At 72.4% G+C, this 18,862-nt stretch carries 16 protein-coding genes; 8 read left to right on the top strand and 8 right to left on the bottom strand.

The genetic code is table 11. The features are described from left to right. Window positions 1–26: 26 nt before the first annotated feature. Genes BLW76_RS25345 through fabG form a run of 3 tightly spaced genes read left to right on the top strand, consistent with a single transcriptional unit; the run spans window position 27 to window position 2,207 of the window. A complete protein-coding gene (locus tag BLW76_RS25345) occupies window positions 27–269 on the top strand; it encodes a phosphopantetheine-binding protein (RefSeq protein ID WP_091311613.1) in 243 nt (80 codons plus the stop codon). Then, window positions 266–1,489 (top strand): beta-ketoacyl-[acyl-carrier-protein] synthase family protein, encoded by a 1,224-nt coding sequence (locus BLW76_RS25340; protein WP_208613374.1) that lies wholly within the window; start codon window positions 266–268, stop codon window positions 1,487–1,489. The genes BLW76_RS25345 and BLW76_RS25340 overlap by 4 nt, the downstream gene beginning before the upstream one ends. A gap of 13 nt (window positions 1,490–1,502) precedes the next feature. Next, the gene (gene fabG, locus BLW76_RS25335) at window positions 1,503–2,207 is read left to right on the top strand and encodes a 3-oxoacyl-ACP reductase FabG (protein ID WP_091311611.1); all 705 of its coding nucleotides are present in this window, start codon (window positions 1,503–1,505) and stop codon (window positions 2,205–2,207) included. A gap of 95 nt (window positions 2,208–2,302) precedes the next feature. Here the strand turns inward: fabG and BLW76_RS25330 are convergent, their stop codons facing one another. Then, complete coding sequence (locus BLW76_RS25330) at window positions 2,303–2,914, bottom strand: alpha/beta hydrolase (RefSeq protein WP_091311609.1); 612 nt, start codon at window positions 2,912–2,914, stop codon at window positions 2,303–2,305. Between the two features lie 4 nt (window positions 2,915–2,918). Next, on the bottom strand, window positions 2,919–3,872 hold the full coding sequence (locus tag BLW76_RS25325) for a VOC family protein (RefSeq protein ID WP_091311606.1): 954 nt from the start codon (window positions 3,870–3,872) through the stop codon (window positions 2,919–2,921). 126 nt (window positions 3,873–3,998) lie between these two features. On the opposite strand from BLW76_RS25325, the gene BLW76_RS25320 reads away from it, so the two are divergent. Further along, on the top strand, window positions 3,999–4,976 hold the full coding sequence (locus tag BLW76_RS25320) for an AraC-like ligand-binding domain-containing protein (protein WP_167384727.1): 978 nt from the start codon (window positions 3,999–4,001) through the stop codon (window positions 4,974–4,976). On the opposite strand, the gene BLW76_RS25315 is transcribed toward BLW76_RS25320, so the two are convergent. From BLW76_RS25315 to BLW76_RS25300, 4 genes are all read right to left on the bottom strand, one after another. Continuing rightward, window positions 4,969–7,227, bottom strand: coding sequence for a glycoside hydrolase family 3 N-terminal domain-containing protein (locus BLW76_RS25315; RefSeq protein WP_244170299.1), 2,259 nt, complete (start codon window positions 7,225–7,227; stop codon window positions 4,969–4,971). The genes BLW76_RS25320 and BLW76_RS25315 overlap by 8 nt on opposite strands. Window positions 7,228–7,316: 89 nt before the next feature. Continuing rightward, complete coding sequence (locus BLW76_RS50495; protein ID WP_167384726.1) at window positions 7,317–11,408, bottom strand: nSTAND1 domain-containing NTPase; 4,092 nt, start codon at window positions 11,406–11,408, stop codon at window positions 7,317–7,319. A gap of 78 nt (window positions 11,409–11,486) precedes the next feature. Continuing rightward, complete coding sequence (locus tag BLW76_RS25305; RefSeq protein WP_208613373.1) at window positions 11,487–12,518, bottom strand: alpha/beta hydrolase; 1,032 nt, start codon at window positions 12,516–12,518, stop codon at window positions 11,487–11,489. Between the two features lie 74 nt (window positions 12,519–12,592). Further along, window positions 12,593–13,924: a cytochrome P450 gene (locus tag BLW76_RS25300; protein WP_091311598.1), complete on the bottom strand. Its 1,332-nt coding sequence runs from the start codon at window positions 13,922–13,924 to the stop codon at window positions 12,593–12,595. Window positions 13,925–14,084: 160 nt separating this feature from the next. Here BLW76_RS25300 and BLW76_RS25295 point away from each other — a divergent pair, with 160 nt between their 5' ends. Continuing rightward, window positions 14,085–14,912 carry an SAM-dependent methyltransferase gene (locus tag BLW76_RS25295; RefSeq protein ID WP_091311595.1) on the top strand — a complete coding sequence of 276 codons (828 nt, stop codon included), beginning with the start codon at window positions 14,085–14,087 and terminating at the stop codon, window positions 14,910–14,912. Window positions 14,913–15,024: 112 nt separating this feature from the next. Here the strand turns inward: BLW76_RS25295 and BLW76_RS25290 are convergent, their stop codons facing one another. Together BLW76_RS25290 and BLW76_RS25285 are read right to left on the bottom strand one after the other, a co-directional pair. After that, window positions 15,025–15,810, bottom strand: coding sequence for a hypothetical protein (locus tag BLW76_RS25290; RefSeq protein ID WP_091311593.1), 786 nt, complete (start codon window positions 15,808–15,810; stop codon window positions 15,025–15,027). 39 nt (window positions 15,811–15,849) lie between these two features. Continuing rightward, the gene (locus tag BLW76_RS25285; protein WP_091311591.1) at window positions 15,850–16,272 is read right to left on the bottom strand and encodes a MarR family winged helix-turn-helix transcriptional regulator; all 423 of its coding nucleotides are present in this window, start codon (window positions 16,270–16,272) and stop codon (window positions 15,850–15,852) included. 75 nt (window positions 16,273–16,347) lie between these two features. Here BLW76_RS25285 and BLW76_RS25280 point away from each other — a divergent pair, with 75 nt between their 5' ends. The 3 genes from BLW76_RS25280 to BLW76_RS25270 all read left to right on the top strand — a co-directional run bounded on the left by BLW76_RS25280 (window position 16,348) and on the right by BLW76_RS25270 (window position 18,810). Further along, window positions 16,348–17,091: an alpha/beta fold hydrolase gene (locus tag BLW76_RS25280; protein ID WP_091311589.1), complete on the top strand. Its 744-nt coding sequence runs from the start codon at window positions 16,348–16,350 to the stop codon at window positions 17,089–17,091. 386 nt (window positions 17,092–17,477) lie between these two features. Further along, the gene (locus tag BLW76_RS25275; RefSeq protein ID WP_091311587.1) at window positions 17,478–18,155 is read left to right on the top strand and encodes a sensor histidine kinase; all 678 of its coding nucleotides are present in this window, start codon (window positions 17,478–17,480) and stop codon (window positions 18,153–18,155) included. A gap of 4 nt (window positions 18,156–18,159) precedes the next feature. Then, window positions 18,160–18,810: a response regulator gene (locus BLW76_RS25270; RefSeq protein ID WP_091311585.1), complete on the top strand. Its 651-nt coding sequence runs from the start codon at window positions 18,160–18,162 to the stop codon at window positions 18,808–18,810. The last annotated feature ends 52 nt before the right edge of the window (window positions 18,811–18,862 follow it).

Below are 18,862 nucleotides of genomic sequence, written 5' to 3'. Positions count from 1 at the left end.
ACTCACCCACCGAAGGAGGAACACCCATGTCCACCACCGAAGAGCAGGTCCGCACGCTGCTGATCGAGAAGCTGCGGGTGAAGCCGGACGCGCTCGGCGCCGACGTCACGCTCGAAGAGCTGTCCTTCGACTCGCTCGTGCTGATCGAGCTGAGCCTGTTGCTGGAGAAGCGGTTCGGCATCCGGCTGGCCGAGGGCGAGCTGACCGGCGAGCACAGCATCGCCGGGGTCGCCGAGCTGGTCGATGGCAAGGAGGCCGCGGTCCGATGACGCACGTGTCGACCGCCGACGTCGCGATCACCGGTCTGGGGCTGGTCACCCCGGCCGGGATCGGTGTCGAGGCGAACTGGAACCGGATCCGGGCGGGTACGCCGTGCGCGGCGCCGGACCCGGTGCTGAAGGGGATGCCGACGGACTTCTCCTGCCGTGTCCCGGGGTTCGACCCGGACGAGCTGCTGGGCGGGTTCGCGGGCTGGCAGCTGGACCGGTTCGTCCAGCTCGCCGTCGTGGCCGCCCGCGAGGCGATCGCCGACGCCGGGTGGGACCCGCGGACCTGGGACGCGCCGCGGGTCGGCGTGGTGCTCGGGAACTCGCTCGGCGGGGCCGAGACGTTCGAGGAGCAGCACCGGGCCCTGCGTGACGACGGCCCGGCGCTGGTGTCGCCGCTGGCCGTGCCGAAGTACCTGCCGAACATGGTGTCCGGGCAGGTGGCGATCGACTGCGGCGCCCGCGGCGCGAACCTGGTCGTCGCGTCGGCGTGCGCGTCCGGCGCGATGGCCATCGGGATGGCCCGCGACCTGCTGCGCTCGGGCCGGTGCGACGTCGTGCTGGCCGGGGCCGGGGAAGCCGCGCTCACCCCGACCGTCGTGGCGGGGCTGCACAAGATGGGGGCGCTGTCGAAGCGGTGCGACGCCCCGGAAACGGCCAGCCGCCCGTTCGACGCCGGCCGTGACGGGTTCGTCGCCGCGGAAGGCGCCGGGATCCTCGTCATGGAGCGGGCCGACGACGCCGGGGACCGGGCCCGCGCCCTGGTCCGGGGCTACGGCACCACGTGCGACGCCCACCACGCGACCGCTCCCGACCCCGAGGGCGCCGGGATCGAGCGTGCGCTGCGCGAAGCACTGGCGGACGCGGGTGTCGAGCCGTCGGCGGTGGACCACGTCAACGCCCACGGCACGGCGACGCCGATGAACGACGTCGTCGAAGCGCGGATGCTGCGGCGGGTGCTGGGCGAGCGGCCCGCGGTGACCTCGACCAAGGGCGTCACCGGGCACACCCTCGCGGCGGCCGGCGCGATCGAAGCCGCGTACACGGCACTGGCGATCCAGCACGGCGAGATCCCGCCGACGGCCAACCTCGAGCACCAGGACCCGGAGATCGACGTCGACGTCGTCCACGGCACCGCCCGCGCGGGCGCGGTCGACGTCGCGGTGAGCACGTCGATGGGGTTCGGCGGCCACAACGCCGCCCTGGTGCTCACCCCGGCGTAGAGAGGAGCAGTTCATGAGCCGGTCCGTCCTGATCACCGGCGGCAACCGCGGCATCGGCCTGGCCACCGCCCGCGCCTTCGCCGACGACGGCGAGCAGGTCGCCATCACCCACCGATCCGGCGACGCACCGCCCGGCGTGCTGGGCATCCACGCCGACGTCACGGCCGAGGGCGACCTGGAGCGGGCGGTGGAGAAGGCCGAAGCCGAGCACGGCCCGGTCGAGGTCCTCGTCGCCAACGCCGGCATCACGGCCGACACCCTGCTGCCGGGCATGCCGCCGGAGCGGTTCGAGCAGGTCGTGGCGACCAACCTGACCGGCGCGTACCGGACGGTCCGCGCGGCGATCCGCGGCATGCTCCTCGCCCGCACGGGCCGGGTGGTGCTGCTGTCGTCGGCACTGGCGTTCCTCGGCTCGCCCGGCCAGACGAACTACGCGGCGAGCAAGGCGGGCCTGGCCGGCCTGGCCCGGTCGCTGGCGTGGGAGGTCGGCGCCCGCGGCATCACGGTCAACGTGGTCGCCCCCGGCATCATCGACACGGACATGACGAAGCCGCTGTCCGGCCCGCGCATGGACGACCTGATGCGGATGACCCCGCTCGGCCGCACGGGCACCCCGGAGGAGGTGGCGGCGGCGATCAGGTTCCTGGCCTCGCCTGCGGCGAGCTACATCACCGGCGCGGTCCTCCCGGTCGGCGGCGGCCTCGGCATGGGCATCTGACCCTGGCTTCGACTTCGACTTCGACGAGGAGGTCCGATGGAACCCGAAGAACCCATCCCGCCCGTGGACGAGAAAGATCCCGTGATCGTGCTCGGCTACAACTGAGCCAGCCGCCGGATGAGATCCGCCGCGGCAGCGCAGGCTTCGTCGGTCACGATGTGCTCGGTGCCCGGCTCGATCTTCAGGTCGAGCCGGGCACCGGCCGCTTCGAACAGCCGGCCCGTCTCCACGACGCGGTGGGCCGGCACCCACGGGTCGTCCTCGATGCTCCGCAGCACCACCGGCACGCCGTCGAGTTCCGCGCCGGTCGGTGGCTTGATCGGGTCGGGGCCGATGAACCCGCCGGTGAACAAAACCGCCGCAGCCACACGCCGGGGCCGGGTCAGCAACAGGTGCGCCAGCAGGCAGGCCCCCTGCGAGAACCCGAACAGCACGACGTCGGACAGCGCATCGACGCGGGCCTCGATCGCCGCGAGTGACTCGTCGAGGTGGGGCTGGTTGCCGGACAGGGGCTGCAGGAACGGCAGCGGGTACCAGCTGCCGCCCGCCGCGGCCGGGGCGACGAACCGGGCCGGCAGCGGGCCGAACCGGGTGGCGAGCTCGCGCATGAACTCCGGTTCCTGCCCGCGGCCGTGCACGGCGAGCACCGTGACCGCCGCCTCGGGCGGGCCCCAGGTCAGGACCCGCTCGTCGAGGTGGGGGTTCACCCGCTCAGCCGTCGATCGGCTCGAGCGCGGCGAGCAGCTCGTCGCGGCGGTGCTCGAACTGCTCGGGCAGCTGGAACCGCTGCCCCAGCTCGTGCGGCGACTCGTCGCAGTCCCAGCCGCCGTCGGCGTGGGTGACCGCCAGCTCGAACAGGGCACCCGCCGGGGACCGGACGTAGACGCTCTTGAAGTACTTGCGGTCCTTCAGCTCCGAGATGTCGGTGTAGCCGCGGCCCTCGACCTCGAACTTCAGCTCGTCCTGGTTCGCCAAAGTGTCGGCGTTCCAGGCGAAGTGGTGGTGGGTGCCGGCCCCGTAGTGCCAGGTCCCCTGGTCGTCCGTGCGGTTGACGGTGATCTCGAGGTGGTTGCCGTGGGCCTGCTTGCCGAGCTGCACCGCGATCCGGTCGCCGTCCTCCACCAGGCCGTCCTGGGCGTAGAAGGTGTCGTTGGCGAACTCGACCGTGCGGTCCGGCGTCGTCACGTGCACCCCGAGCCCGTGCAGGCCGTGGATGGCGTACTCCGGCGGGACGCCGTGGCCCGCGTGGCCGACCCGGTCGTCGCCCTCGTTCGCGACGAACATGTACTCGATGCCACACGGGTGCTCGAACGCCAGCCGCCGCCGTCCGAACACCTCCACGTCACGGACCTCGACGTCGTGCTCGGTCAGCCGCCGGTGCCAGTGGTCGAGGCTGCCCTCGGGCACCGACAGCAGCACCTCGCGGCTCTGGTTGGTGCCGCGCTTGCCGGACAGCCCGGCCTGCGCCCACGGGAACGTCGTGACCACGCTCGACGGATCGCCGTTCGCGTTCGCGTAGTACAGGTGGTAGATCGGCAGCGAGCCGTCGAAGAGCACGGTCCGCTTGATGAACCGCATGCCCAGCACCTTGACGTGGAAGTCGACGTCCTCCTGCGCCCGGCCGACCGACAGCGTGATGTGGTGGGAACCTTCGATGTAGGCCATGCCCCACGCTACGAGCGGCCGGGCGCCGCGGGCATCGGCGAAACGTGCACGCCGATGTCGCCGATGTGCACGGCCCGGCTCCCGGCGTACCCTGGCCGCGTTGCCCGAGTGCCCCCAGGAGCGACCATGGCCGGTGCGTTGAGCCTGATCCCCGCCGCGCAGGCCGTGCCCCGCACGGCGGCCAAGGTCGGCCCCGGCGTCTGGGAACAGCAGGTCAACACGGGGGTGTCGCTGCACTTCAGCTTCGAATTCGACAACCCGAAGGCGTTCGCCGGGTCCATCGCCCACCGGGCCGTCGGTGAGCTCGGCCTGTTCGGCGTCGCCTGCCTGCGCCACACCGTCCACCGCCGTCCCGACGACCTCACGCGCGCCGCCGACGCCTCTTTCCTGCTGACCCTGCAGCTCGCCGGCTCCAAGCAGCTCACCCAGGACGGCCGGGCCACGACCCTGCGGGCGGGCGAGTTCGCGCTCTACGACTCCGAACGGCCGCTGACCCTCGACGTCGGCGACGACTACCGCTCGGTGAACGTGCGCTTCCGCAAGGCGGCGCTCGGCGCCCCCGACGCGGCGGCCTTCACCCACCTGGTGGCCCGGAAGTTCTCCGCCGACCACGGCATCGCGCCCGTCGTCTGGTCGGCCGTCCTCGGCCTCGGCTCGCTGGCCCCGGACGGCCAGTCCGCCGGGCTCCTGGTGGCGGGCAACGTGCTCGACATGACGGCGACGATGCTGCGTGCCCACGCCGGGATCGCCGGGCCGGCCGGGGGCGACGACCGGCTCCGGCGACGACAGGCCGTGCAGGCCTACATCGACGAGCGGCTGGCCGACCCGGACCTGCGCGTCGACACCATCGCGGCGGCGTGCTTCGTCTCCGTGCGCCACCTCCACGCGCTGTTCCGCGGCAGCGGCCACACGGTGGCCGGGTGGATCCGGCACCGCCGGGTGGCGGCCTGCAAGCGCGACCTCGCCGACCCGGCCGCGCACGCCGTCCCGGTGGCGGCGATCGGGGCCCGCTGGGGGTTCGCCGACCCGTCCCACTTCGGGCAGGTCTTCAAGGCCGCCGCCGGGCTCACCCCGGCGGAGTTCCGCCGCCGGGCGCTCAGGTGACGGTGAAGCTCGCGGTCAGCGTCGCGGCGGAGCTGTTGCCGACGTAGACCTGGATTTCGCCCGGCTCGACGCGGAACTTCGCGGCGTTGTCGTAGAAACCGACGTCCTCGGGGGTGAGGGTGAACGACACCGTCTTCGCCGCGCCCGCGGCCAGCGTCACCCGCTCGAACCCGCGCAGCCGCCGGACCGGCTGCACGATGCTCGCCACCGGGTCCCGCAGGTAGAGCTGGACGACCTCGTCGCCGGCACGGGCGCCGGTGTTGGTCACCCGGGCACTCACCTCGATGCGGCCGCCGCGGGCCGGCATCCGGGTGGCCGACAGGCGCAGGCCGTCGATGCGGAACGTCGTGTACGACAGCCCGTGACCGAACTCGTAGAGCGGACCGGACGCCAGGTCGAGGTACTTCGACGTGTACTTGTTGGCCGGGTCGGCCGGGCGGCCGGTGTTCTCGTGGTTGTAGTAGATCGGGACCTGGCCGACCGCGCGCGGGAAGCTGACCGGCAGCTTGCCGCCGGGGTTGACCGCGCCGAACAGGACGTCGGCGATCGCGTGACCGCCCTGCACGCCCGGCGCCCACGCCTCGAGGATGGCGGGCGCGGTGTCGTGCAGGGCCGGGATCGTCAGCGGACGGCCGTTGACCAGCACGACCACGAACGGCTTCCCGGTCTCCTCGATCGCCGCCACCAGCTGCTCCTGCACGCCGGGCAGGTCGATGGTGCTGCGCGCGGCCGCTTCCCCGCTCATCGCGGCGGTTTCGCCGACCACGACGACGGTGACCTCGGCCGCGCGGGCCGCCTGCTGCGCGGCGGCGAACCCGCTGGTGTCCGTGCCGTCGACGGTGCAGCCGGCGGTGTAGGTCACCGTCGCGCCGGGTGCCGCGGCCTTGATGCCGTCGACCACGGTGACCGGCGGAGTCGTCCCGGCGCCGGTGCCCAGGCCCGCCCAGGTGCCGTTGAGGTCGTAGGTCGCCGTGCCGAGCGATCCGACGACGGCCACCGAACCGACCGATTTCGCCAGCGGCAGCACCGGTCCGTCGTTCTTGAGCAGCACCATGCACCGCCCGGCGGCCTGCCGCGACGCGGCGAGCGCGGCGGGAGAAGGCGCTTTCACTTCGCCCGCTTCGTCGACATACGGGCGTTCGAACAACCCCAGCTTGACCTTCACCAGCAGGATCCGGCGGACCGCGTCGTCGATCTGCTCGCGGGTGATCCGCCGCTCGGCCAGCAGCCGCGCCCCGTACCGGACGTAGTTCGTGCTGACCATTTCCATGTCGACGCCCGCGGGCAGCGCCGCGGCCGCGGCGTCCGCGCCGTCACCGGCCAAGCCGTGCAGGATCAGCTCTTCGACACCGGTGTAGTCGCTGACGACGAACCCGCGGAAGCCGTAGGCGCCCTTGAGGACGTCGTGCAGGACGTAGCCGTTGCCGTGGGCGGGCACGCCGCTGATGGTGTTGAAGCTCGCCATCACGGTCGCCACGCCGGCCTCGACGCTCGCCTTGAACGGCGGCAGGTAGAGGTTGTGCAGCCGCTGCAGCGAGACGTCGACGGTGTTGTAGTCCCGGCCGCCTTCCGCGCCGCCGTAGGCGACGAAGTGCTTGGCGCACGCGGCAAGCCGATCCGGCGAAGCGATGTCGTCACCCTGGTAGCCGCGCACCTTGGCGACGGCCATGCGAGCGGCCAGGAAGGGGTCTTCACCGGAGCCCTCGGCGATCCGCCCCCACCGCGGCTCGTGCGTGACGTCCATCATCGGGGCGTAGGTCCAGTGGATCCCGCCGCGCCGCGCCTCCCGCGCGGAGACCGTGGCATCGGCGCCGGCCACGGCGGGGTCGAAGCTCGCGCCCTGGGCCAGCGGGATCGGGAAGTTCGTGGTGTACCCGTGGATGACGTCCAGGCCGAAGATCAGCGGGATTCGCAGCCGGGTCCCCTCCACGGCGACGCGCTGCAAGGCGTTGAGCTTCGCCGCGCCCACAACGGAAAAGACGCCGCCGAGCCGCCCGGTCGCCAGCGCGGCCCGGGCGGCGTCTTCGGTGCCGACGAGCTGGAGCTGGCCGAGCTTCTCCTCGACGGTCATCTTCGCCAGCAGCGCCTCGACCCGGGGATCACGCTCCGGCCGGACGGCTTCGGCGGCGGCCGGAGAGACCAGCGCGCCCGCTCCCCCGGCGGCGAGCAGGCCACCGACCCCGGCGAGCAGGCTCCGCCGGTTCACCCCCTCGGCGGTGGCCGTGGCGTCGTGGCTCCCGGGCTGTTCCATGGCGAGACCCTTTCGCGAGAGAACGAGACCAAACAGGGTAACCACGAACACCCCGCGGCCGCGGTCTGAAAGCCCTCGCCGGTTCGCGGTCAGGACACGCAGGGCGGTTCGGTGGCCGCGCCCGCCGGGAGGAGTGCGCGCTCGGCTTCGGTGTAGTCGCGGGCCGCGGCGCGACAGAGGTCGGTGAACCACGTGGCGGGGTCCAGGCGGAATATCCAGTCCGCGGTGCGGGTGGGCAAGGTCAGCGTGTCCCCGCGCACGCGCACCGTCCCGGTGGGGATGGCCGCGGCGCCCAGCAGACGGCGGGACGGCAGGTGCCAGATCTGCAGCGTGCTGCTCCTGTCCTGGTCGACCAGCAACGTCTCGTCCGGCCCGAACCCGACCAGGTCGCCCGTGTCGGGTGACGCCGCGATGGGGCCGTGGATCCGACGGCGGGCGTCGACGTCCCACACCGTGATCGCGCCGTCGGCGGTGTGCACCGCCAGCCGGGCACCGGACTCGTCCGCCTGCACCGAACTCGCGCGCGACGAATCGAGGAGGCCGGTCTCGAGGGATGCCAGGCGCGCGCGCCCGCGGACGTCCCACAGCTCCACGGCTCCCCGGTCGGCGGTGCTCACGAAGACCTCGCCGGGGTGCCCTGGCCTCGGCTGGACGTTCGCGAAGTCGTCGCCGACCGTGACCGAAGCGCCGAGTCTCGCGCCCGTGGCCGCGTCCCACCGGCTGAGCACTTCGCCACACTGCACCACCAGTTCGGTACCGGGTCCCGGGGTCACCCCGAGGGTTCCCGCTCGGGGATCGCAGCGGGGGTCGAGCCGGAAGCTGCGTTCCACGGCGAGCCCGGGGACAGCGTGGACGGTGACCGCTCCGGGGTCGGCGACGGCCAGGTGCCGGCTGTCGGCGGTGAAGGCCACGGCGCCGCCGGTGCGCGGGGTGGCCGGGTCCGGCACCGGCTGCTCGGCGAGGACGGCGTGGGCGGCGGTGTCGGTGAGCACCAGGCTGGTGCCCACGACGAACGCGTCGTACCGGCCATCCGGGCTCACCACACCGCGTGCCGACCGGTACCCGGCCGGCGTTTCGGTCGCGCGCATCGCCAGGACCGACGTGCCGGTGGCGGCGAACACCGTGACCGTCCCGTCCGGCCGCGGCACCGCCATGAGCCGTTCGGAGGTGCCCGCAAGGGCGAGTCGCGGGGAGCGGAACTGGTACCGCTTGCCGGTCACCGAGTCGACCAGCAGGACGATCCCGTAATCGCCGTCCGACGGCAGTTCGGAGGTCTCCTCGACCACGTACCGGCCGGTCGTGTCCACGCCGAACGACGCCGGACCGCCGGGCTCGCAGAACGTCAGCGGTCCGGAGAGCCGGTCCGTCCCGGTGGCGGTGTCGACGATCCGGACTCGCCTGCCGTCGTCCGTGCAGGCGGCGACGGCGGCGCCGTGCCCGATGACGAGGCCGCCGACGGGCAGGTCACGGAGTTTGCGACCGGTGAGCGCGTCGGTCAGGGCGCCGGTGCCCGGGACGACGAAGGTGCCGGAGTCCGGGCCGAGGGAGTACGCCGCCACGCCACCGCTTTCGGTCCGGGGTGGCGGCAGCGAACGGGACGACCGGCCGGCGAGGTCCCAGAGCACGGCCGAGGGCTGGTACCTGCCGTCGGCGGCCCGCCCTTGGTGGTCGAGCAGCAGCTTCGCCCCGTCGAGCGAGAACACGAGCCGGTCGGCCCCCTCGGGCACGGGCGTTCCCGCCGGCCGCAGGACCGTCGGCTCGGCTTTCGTGGTGAGGTCCCAGACGCGGATCACGCCGTCGCGGCCGGCCACGGCGAGTTCCGCGCCGTCCTCGCTCAGGGCCACGGCGGACGCCTCCGCCGTGGCCGGGGCGTGCCACGCCTGTGGCCGTCCGGCGGGAAACCCCGTCCACACGGTCACTTCCGAGGAACCGTCCGGCTTCCTCACCAGTGCCCCCTGCACCGAACCGTCCGAAGTGGACGCCCAACCGATGAGGGTGCCGGACCACAGCCCGGCGTGGACGGCCGTCACCGAACCCATCGACAGCCGCTGCTGCAGGAGCGCGCCGTAGGCTTCGGCGGTCCCGCTGTCGTTGTGCCACGCACCCAGCGCGAGCTGCAGCGCGGTCACCGGGTCGGCGCCGGCCTGGCGTTGCGCCTCCCGCCCGATGAGCTGGGCCGCCTGGCTGCGCAGCTGCCGCTGCTTGTCCCGGTTGTCCGACCAGGCCCGCACGCCGAGGCCGCCGACGACCAGCGCGAGCACCGCGATCAGCGCCGTGATCAGCTGCCACGTGCGGACTTCGCGACGCCGGCGCGTGACACCGGCCTGGACGAACCGCCGCTGCGCCGCCGGGACGTCGTCGCCCCGGCCGGCCACCCAGTCCTGGGCCGTGGCCAGCGCACCACCGCGCAGCAGGGTGCCCGGGTCCCGCCCGGCTTCCCAGCGCGTCACCGCCGGCCGCAGGTCTTCCAGCCAGGCCTGGAACTCGCGGTCCTCGGCCAGCCAGCCGCGCAGCCGCGCCCACTGGTCGATCAGGGCCTGGTGCGCCAGGTCGGCGATCTCGCCGCCGTCCACCGCCTGCCCGAGCACGACGAGCCGCCGGGCCGCGAGCTCGGCCAGCGCCGGGTGCAGCGGCGAGGGCAGCTCCGCGACCCGCACCGGGCGCCGGCTGAACCCGCCGTCCTCCTCCGGGCGGGCCAGCCGGGTCAGCAGCTTGCGGACCGCGACCCGCGTCCCGGCGTCGAGCTCTTCGCGGTAGACGGCTTCGGCGTAGCCGGCCAGTGCCCCGGAGACGCCGCCGAGCCGCTCGTACTCCGCGTGGGTCAGCTGCCCGCCGCCGGCGCCCTCCCACAGCCGGGTGAGGGTGAACTCGACCAGCGGCAGCCGGCCGGGCGCGGCCCCGGCGTCGTCCAGCACCCGTTCCACCAGGCCCGCTTCGAACACGCCCTCCGGAACGGGCCCGGTAATGGCCTCGCGCAGCTCGCCCCGGCTCATCGGGCCCAGCAGCATGATCCCGTGGTACAGCGCCTCGGCGGTGCCGCCGGTGAGCAACTCGTCGAGCGACGCCGACCGCAGGGTCAGCACCGCCCGCAACCCGCCCGGCCCGGCCGTCACCAGCGCAACGATCAGGCCAAGCAGGGTGCGAGCGCGCTCCGGATCGCCCGCGGCGAGCTCCTCGAACTGGTCGGCGAACACCAGCAGCCCCGCTTCGCCACACCGGCCGGCGAGCCGGTCCGCCAGCAGCGCCGGAGCGCGCCCGGCGGAATCGGCCAGCAGTTCGGCGAGCTTGCCGGCCGCGACCAGCCGGTCGACTTCGCCGAGATCCGGTTCGAGCACCGGCACCAGCACAGTGGCCAGCAGCAGCGCGGGCGGCAGGTCCGGGTCGGGACGGAACCGCACGACCCTCGCCCGGGTCCGGGGCAGCAGACCGGCCAGCACCAGCGACGACTTCCCGCTGCCGGAAGGCCCGGCCACGACCACGAGCGGCTGTTTCGCCACCGCGGACGTCAGGCGCCGCACCGCATCGGCCCGGCCGTGGAACAGGCCGGCGTCCTCCTCGCGGAAGGGTTCCAGCCCCCGATACGGACACGGCCGCCGGGTCGGGCGCAGCTCGGGGTGCACGTCGAGGAGCGTCTCGGTGGGCACCAGGTAGGCGTCGGTGCCCTCGCCGCGGGCGGTGGCGACGATCATGCCGGCCACGCCGCCGAGCCGGTCCACCCACGCCGGCGAGCCGCTGAAGCCACGCTCGACGGCCGGGTGGCCCGGCTCGGTGACCATCTGCAGCCAGCCCGTGCCCTGCCGGCCACGCAGCCGGGCGGCCACCCACACCCCGTCCGCGCGGTGCTCGGTGAACCCGCACGCCCGGACGCCGTCGTCCCACCCGGCGCCGGTCACGAGCGGCACCGGACGCGCCCCCGGCGGCAGCGGGCTCCGCACGGCCACCAACGCGGTGTCACCGGAGCGGTCGGGACGCTGCGGGCCCAGGGCGAGCACCTCCGCGTCCACCACCGGAACCGGATCGCCGTCCGGACGTTCGAGCAGCGGGAACTCCAGCCGGACGGCCCTGCCCGCGACGACGTGGGCACACGTGAGGACGAACCCGGGCGCGACCAGAAACCCCGAACCCAGCAGCCTGCCGGACACTTCCCGCACCCGGACGACCGCCGCATCGGCTGTCTCCACGTCGCACCCCCCGGCCCCGTCGACCGATCCGATGCTAGCGGCCACGACACCCGGCGACGGCCGTCCGGCACGGGCGAGCTACCGGCCGACCGCCCGATCGGCCCAGGCGATCACGGCACGGAAGTACTCCGGCGCGTTGGGCGCGTAGTTGATCGCGTGCCCGTACCCCTGCAGCGCGTACGTCGTCAGATCCACCCCCGCCGCGTAGTACGGCAGCTCCGAGCTCCGGATCCCGCTCGCCGACGCACAGTTCGTGGCCAGCAACCCGCAGAACACCGTGTCCTGCCCCAGCACCACCATCACCGGCTTGTCGATCAACAGCGAGTACGGCGCGATGATGCCGATCGGGAAGAGATCGGCCGCCTGCTCGTACGCCGACGTGTCCTTCGTCGCCTCGTCGAACGCGATCGCCCCGGCCACCTTCGGACCCGGCGCGTGGAAGATCGAATAGCGGCTGTCCGGCACCGTGGTCAAGTACCCGACGTCGTAGCCGCCCGTGGCGAAGCGGGGATCGAGCATCGCCGGGTACGTGGCCGCGAACACCGCCGTCGTCCCGGCCAGGTTCAACCGGTGCGCCAGCCCCGTGACGAGCACGGCGTCGACGTCGTGGAAGGTCGCCGCCTCGATGCTGGCCGTGCCCGAACCGAACGAATGCCCGGCCAGGATCACCTTGCCGAACTGCGGGCCCTGCGCCCCCGACCGCACCGCCTGGATCACCTGGTGCACCACCGCGGCCTCGGTGATCGTCGTCAGCACCGCGCTCGGCGGCGTGCTGCTGCGCCCGGTACCGAGCCGGTCCAGCGCCAGCGTGGCATACCCCGCGTTGTTCATCGCCAGCCGGTACGACCGGATTTCCGGCTGGTACCCGATGTCCCAGTAGGAACTGTTGTACGTGCCGCCGGGAATGAGCACCTGCACCGTGTTCGCCCCACCGTCCGGCACGCACAAGGTGCCGTGCATCGTCTGCGGGAGCGCCACCAGCGTCACCGGGAAATACACCTCCCGGCAACTCGCGCCTTCCGCTCTCGCGGAAACCGGAACCAGCAGGAAACCGAGTGCCACCACCACGAGCAGCGCGGCCCGCCGTCGACGCACGGCGGCGCGCTTCATCCCACCACGGAACTCGAACACGGAAAACTACCTCCGAAAAGATCAGATTTCGAAAAACGGGATTGATCGAATTATCAGACCGCCCGGCGGGGAACCACGGTCATCGGCATCCGGTCGGGATACGCGGCCGAAGTGACCGTCAGCCGCACCGGCACACCCGGCACCGGCACCAGCTCCCACCCGGCCAGAACGGTCGCCGCGACCAAAGTGATCTCGGTGTGCGCGAAAGCCTGCCCGATGCACTGCCTGCTGCCCGCCCCGAACGGGACGTACGCACCCTTCGGAACACGCGCGGCACGTTCGGGCAGCCAGCGATCGGGGTCGAACTCCGCCGGGTCCTCGTGGAACCGCGGATCGAAGTGCAGCGAAAACGGGCTGAACATGACCTCCGTACCGGCCGCCAACCGCACCCCGCCGAGCTCCACCTCCCGCAGCGCCCGCCGCATGAGGATCCAGATCGGGTACATCCGCAGGACCTCGCTCACCACACGGCGCAGGTACGCCAGCTTCGCGACGTCGGCGAAGGTCGCCGCACGGCCCCCCACCACCGCGTCCACCTCCGCCCGCACCCGCCGCAGCACGTCCGGATGCCGCGCCAGCTCGTGGAAGAGCCAGGTCAACGCGACCGCGGTGGTCTCGCTCCCGGCCGTCAGCAGCGTGACCACCTCGTCGTGGACCTGGTCGTCGGTCATGCCCTCGCCGGTGCCGGGATCCCGCGCCAGCATCAGCATGGACAGCAGATCGCCGTGGTCCTCACCGGTGACACGCCACCCGGCGATCACCTCCCCCACGACCACCCGCAGCCGCTCGACGGCCCGGTCGAACCGCCGGTTGGCCGGCACCACCGGAACGTGTTCGAGGAAGCGCGGCGACAACGCCCGGACCATGCCCGCCTTCAGCACGACCGGGATCGACCGGCGTGCCTCCGCGACCGCCCGGCGCCCCAGTTCGGTGGCGAAGAGCGTCTCCCCGACGACCGTGATCGCCAGCCGCTGCATGTCCGCGTCCAGCCTGCGGACCTCACCCGCCTGCCAGGTCCCGGTCAGCTCCCGGGTCACCCGCACCATCGTGTCCGCGTACGTGGCGAGCCGGGCCCCGTGGAACGCCGGCTGCATCAACCGGCGCTGCCGCCGGTGGAACGCACCCTCCGACATCACGAGCCCGTTTCCCATGAACGGCCGGAAACGATCGAAGATGATCCCCTTCGAGAAGCTGCTCCCCTCACCAACGAGGACAAGATTGACCAACTCCGGGCTCGTCAGGAAATACGTCTCCAGCGGACCGAGGAAGAGCCGCACGATATCGCCGTGCACACGCAGGGAAGAGGTGAACGCGACCCGCTGCCGCAACAGCGACGGGGTGTGTCCCAGCAGGATCCGACGGCCTGGTGCGACCGGGACGATCATTTCCTCTCCTTGGCAGTCTGGAAGAGGTCTGCCACCTTAGGCCCATCCGGCGGCACGCGACAGCACCCATCGGCTGAACTGCCGTCACACCGATGGCGTAATCATGGGCGCCACCGGAGTGAGTATGTTCTTCCTGCGAAGGCGAGTGAGGTGGACGGTGATGACGCAACACCAGGAAGAGGAATGGGTACCTCCGGGTATCGACACGACGAAACCCAGCAGTTCCCGCACCTACGACTATCTGCTGGGCGGCGCCCACAATTTCCAGGCCGACCGCGACGCCGCGGAACAGGCCGAAAAAATCATGCCCGGCATCCGCGACGTCGCCCGGCTCAACCGCGCGTTCCTCGGCCGGGTCGTGCGCACCCTGATGGACCTGGGCATCCGCCAGTTCCTCGACATCGGCTCCGGCATCCCCACCGTCGGCAACGTCCACCAGATCGCCGGCGAGATCGACCCCGGCTGCCGGGTGGTCTACGTCGACCGCGACCCCATCGCCGTCGCCCACAGCAAGATGCTCCTGAGCGCCAGCGAGCACGCCACGATCGCCCACGCCGACTTCACCGACCCCGACGGCATCTTCAGCCACCCCGAAGTGCGCCGCCTGCTGGACTTCGACGCCCCGGTCGGCCTGCTCACGGTGGCGATGCTGCACTGGATCCCCGACTCCGAAGACCCGCACGCGCTGCTGGCCCGCTACCGCGACCACGTCGCCCCCGGCAGCTACCTGGCGATCTCCCACCTGGTCAGCGACCAGGACAGCGACCGCATCAACAGCGCGGTGGGCACGTTCAACCGCGCCCGCGGCCACGACCAGGCAACCACCCGCACCTACAAGGAAGTCGAGACGATGTTCGGCGACTTCGACCTGATCGAACCGGGCCTGGTCGGCTGCGCCCTGTGGCGCCCGGCCGGCCCGGCCGACATCTCGGACGACCCCCACACCAACACCCAGCTCTACGGCGGCGTGGCCCGGAAGGCCGGCTGACGCTGCCGGCGGCGTCGCTGCTGCTTTTGTTGTGGGTCTTCGTCGAAATTTTGTCGAGATGACCACTGCCGTATAGGGCGTTATACATTCTTCTGTGTCAAGTCAACGACCCTCAGACACGCAGGAGCAGGTAGCCGGCGACGAGCAGCAGCGGACCCGCGACGCTGCCGATCAGCAGGCAACCCCACCCGGTGCGCACGTCCTGCTCGATGTCCGCGCTCAGCTGCGCGTGGGTGCGGCCGGCGACGAGGTGCTTGCGCCTGGCCGGGCCGAGCAGCGGGCGACCCTCCCGGACCCCGGGGCGGCCCTGGACGTGCAGCGGCTCCCCGATCGGCAGGACGTACTCCTGCACGCTCCAGCCCAGCGAGTCGGACAACCACCCGCGCCGGAACGACTTCTCGTTCAGGATGCCCCGGGCGATCAGGCCCCGGAGGTGGGCACTGTCCTGCGCCGACCCGACCTCCTCCTGCACGGCGCGCCGCACCGGCGGGCTGTGGCCGGTCCGGCTCGACCGGTGTTCCGGGTGCACGAGCCGCCCGTCGACGAGGACCGAGCCGCTCGCGTCCCGGACTTCGAACGCCATGGTGCCGCCGGTTTCCCAGACCAGCCGTGTCGACGGGCCGTCACCACTGACCCGCTCCTCCACCTGGCTGAAGTACCAGGCGCACGGCGCACCGGACAGCGGTGCGGTCAACGTCCCTTGTGGACCGGGCCCGCTGCGGCCCTCCACGGCACACAGCCGCTCCCCCGCGCCGGTCACCTCGGCGCACCGCGAGACCGGCAACCGCGCGATCCGCCGGCGCTCGCGGCGGGCGCCCCAGGTCAGCAAGGCCCACACCGGCATCAGGACGGTCGACGCGGCGCCGAGCGCCAGGAGCACTACCGCCAGCGCCGTCATCCGGCCTCCCGTGGTGTGACCGGGGAAAGCCTACGCGTCTCAACCGGTCGGATCGGGACCGAGTGCGCGGTCCAGCAGCTCCCCCAGCTGGTCGAGCTGGGCCTGCGACAGGTCTCGGAACGACGTCTCGACGACGGCGTCCGCCAGCCGCTGTCCCTCGGCGCGCAGCCGGGCGCCCTCCTCGGTCAGGCGGTGGCGCACGGCGCGGCCGGGGCCGGGGACGCGTTCGATGAGCCCGCGTTCCGCCATCCGGGTCGCCAGCGAGCCGAAGGACTGGTCGGTCTGGAAGGTCAGCACCGCCAGCTCGTGCAGCGAGGCCTCGGGCCGCCGGTGCAGGTGGCGCAGGGTGTCCCACTGCACCAGCGACAAGCCCAGCGGCGCGAGGGCCTTGCTCAGAGCCCGGTGGTGGCGGTGCTGCAGGCGCTTGACGGCCAGGGAGACGTCGCCGGGGCGGTACTTCATGCGGGGAGCCTAACGCAGGTTGCTTATCTAAGGAACCTTATCTAAGGTTCCTTAGATACAGACCGGGAGGAACCCATGACAACGCACACCCTCGGCACCGCCGAAGTGACCGTCCAGGACCGCAATCACACCTCGACTTTCCTGCTCCTGCACGGCGGCGGCGGGGTCGCGACCATGGCCGCCTTCGCCGACCTGCTCGCCGAGCGCACCCGCTCCCGGGTCCTGCTGCCCACCCACCCGGGCTTCGCCGGCACCCCGAAAGCCGAAAGCCTCACCGGCGTGGCCGCACTGGCCCGGTTGTACGTCGACCTGCTGGACCGGCTCGACCTCACCTGCGTCACCGTCGCCGGCAACTCCTTCGGCGGCTGGCTGGCCGCCGAAATCGCCCTGCTGAAGAGCCCGCGCGTCAGCCGCGTGGTGATCATCGACGGGATCGGCATCGAGGTCGACGGCCACCCGCTCACCGACATCAGCGGCATGTCGCTCACGGAGATCCGGGCGCTCTCCTTCCACGACCCCGGCCGGGCGCCCGCCCCGGCCGGCGGCCGCAGCGGACCGAGCCCGGACGTGCGCGCCCTGATCGGCTACACCGGCCCGGCGATGACGGACCCGGCGCTCGCCGGCCGGCTCGGCGGCATCGACGTCCCCGTGCACGTGCTGTGGGGCGAAAGCGACGGCATCGCCGGCCCGGAGTACGGGAAGGCCTACGCCGCCGCGATCCCGGGCTCGACGTTCACCCTGCTCCCCCGCACCGGACACCTGCCTCAGGTCGAGACACCCGAGGAACTGCTGGACGCGCTGCTCGACGCCGGCCATTGAAAAGACCGACACTGTTGCCGTTCGGCCAATTGTCGGCGGCGTCCTGCTCCATCCGCCGTGCGACTTCCGGAAAGAGCGACGTCGCGGCATTGTCGAATTTCCACCTGGTCGCCCGGCACTTCATGAATCGTTTTTGGCACCCCGGACCCGCTGGTCCACTCGGATCATTGCGCCTGCCTGCGTCGTTACGAGCGTTTCCGCATCGGGACCATTCCGTGACCTACGGCGGTGCCCCACGGTGAAACGCCGGGGCGAGATCGGGCGATTAGTACAGCGGGTGACCATCCCGCTACGCGAAACGGAGCAGCCGGCTGGGCTACCCGCACGAGAGCTGGTTCCCCGATTCGCGTCGGGGATCCGGACCATTTCTGGCGGACGGGGAGAAGATGCGCCGGACATTCGTCGTCGCCGACTGCATTCGTCCCGCGGGGTACGAAGACCGGCTGAAACGGGTGCTCCACGACCTGCACGACGGGCTCGGTCCGACGCTCACCGCCGCGGTGCTCGGGCTGCGCGCCGCCCGGGACCTGGTCGCCCGGGACCGGGCCGCCACCGAACACCTGCTGGCCCGGCTCGAAGACGAGCTCTACGGCGCGATCACCGACCTGCGCCGGATCGTGGCGGACGCGCGGCCGCCCGCGCTCGACGAGGCCGGGCTCGTCCTGGCCGTGCGGCGGTACGCCGCCACGCTCACCGGGCGGGTGCCCGCCGAACACGGCCCGCTGCGCGTCGACGTCGAAGTGCGCGGCGAACTCCCGCCGCTGTCGGCGGAGGTCGAGGTCACCGCGTACCGGATCATCCGCGAGGCACTGGTGAACGTCGCCCGCCACTCCGGCGCCCGGGAGTGCACCGTGCACCTCTGGCCGCGGGACGGCGACCTGCACGTGGAGATCGTCGACGACGGCGTGGGCACCGACGGCGAGGCACTGCCCACCGTCGGCGGGAGCGGGCTGCGGTCGATGCGGGAACGCGCCGGCGACCTCGGCGGCGGCTGCCGCGTCGAGCCGGTTTCCTCCGGTGGCACGCGGATCGCCGCCTGGCTGCCCCTCGCCGCGGGGAAGTGAGGCGGTGTTCGGTTCCCTGCGCGTCCTCGTGGTCGACGACCACCCCGTCTTCCGGGCGGCGCTGTGCGCGATGCTCGACGCCACCGACGGCATGGAGGTCGCCGGCGAGGCGGCCGACGGCCTGACCGCGGTCGCCGACGCGAGCCGGCTGGAACCCGATGTCGTCCTGATGGACCTCAACATGCCCGACCTCGACGGCGTCGAGGCGACCCGGCGGATCGTGAGCGCGAGCCCGCACACCGGCGTGCTCATGCTGACCATGTTCGAAAACGAGGCCGCGGTGTTCGCGGCCATGCGCGCGGGCGCCCGCGGCTACCTGCTCAAGGGGGCGCGCAACGAGCAGATCATCCGCGCGGTCCGGGTGATCGGTGACGGCGAAGCCATCTTCAGCCCGGCGATCGCCACCCGGGTGCTGTCCCTGCTGGGCACGGCGACCCCGCGTGACGAGTCGTTCCCGCGGCTCACCCTGCGAGAGCAGGAGATCCTGCGGCTCGTCGCGCAGGGTATGGGCAACGCGTCGATCGCCGAAGAGCTGGTGCTGAGCCAGAAGACCGTGCGCAACCACGTGTCCCACATCTTCCGCAAGCTCCGCGTCACCGACCGGACCCAGGCCATCGCCAAGGCGCGAGAGGCCGGCATTGCCCGATCGGAGTAAGGAAAGCGGGACATATCGGGACTCCATGTCCCTGTTGGTGAGACGCCCGCAC

The sequence above is a fragment of the Amycolatopsis tolypomycina genome (assembly GCF_900105945.1).
In the GTDB taxonomy this organism is placed as follows: Bacteria; Actinomycetota; Actinomycetes; order Mycobacteriales; family Pseudonocardiaceae; genus Amycolatopsis; species Amycolatopsis tolypomycina.
This window is presented reverse-complemented; position numbering and strand designations above follow the sequence as displayed.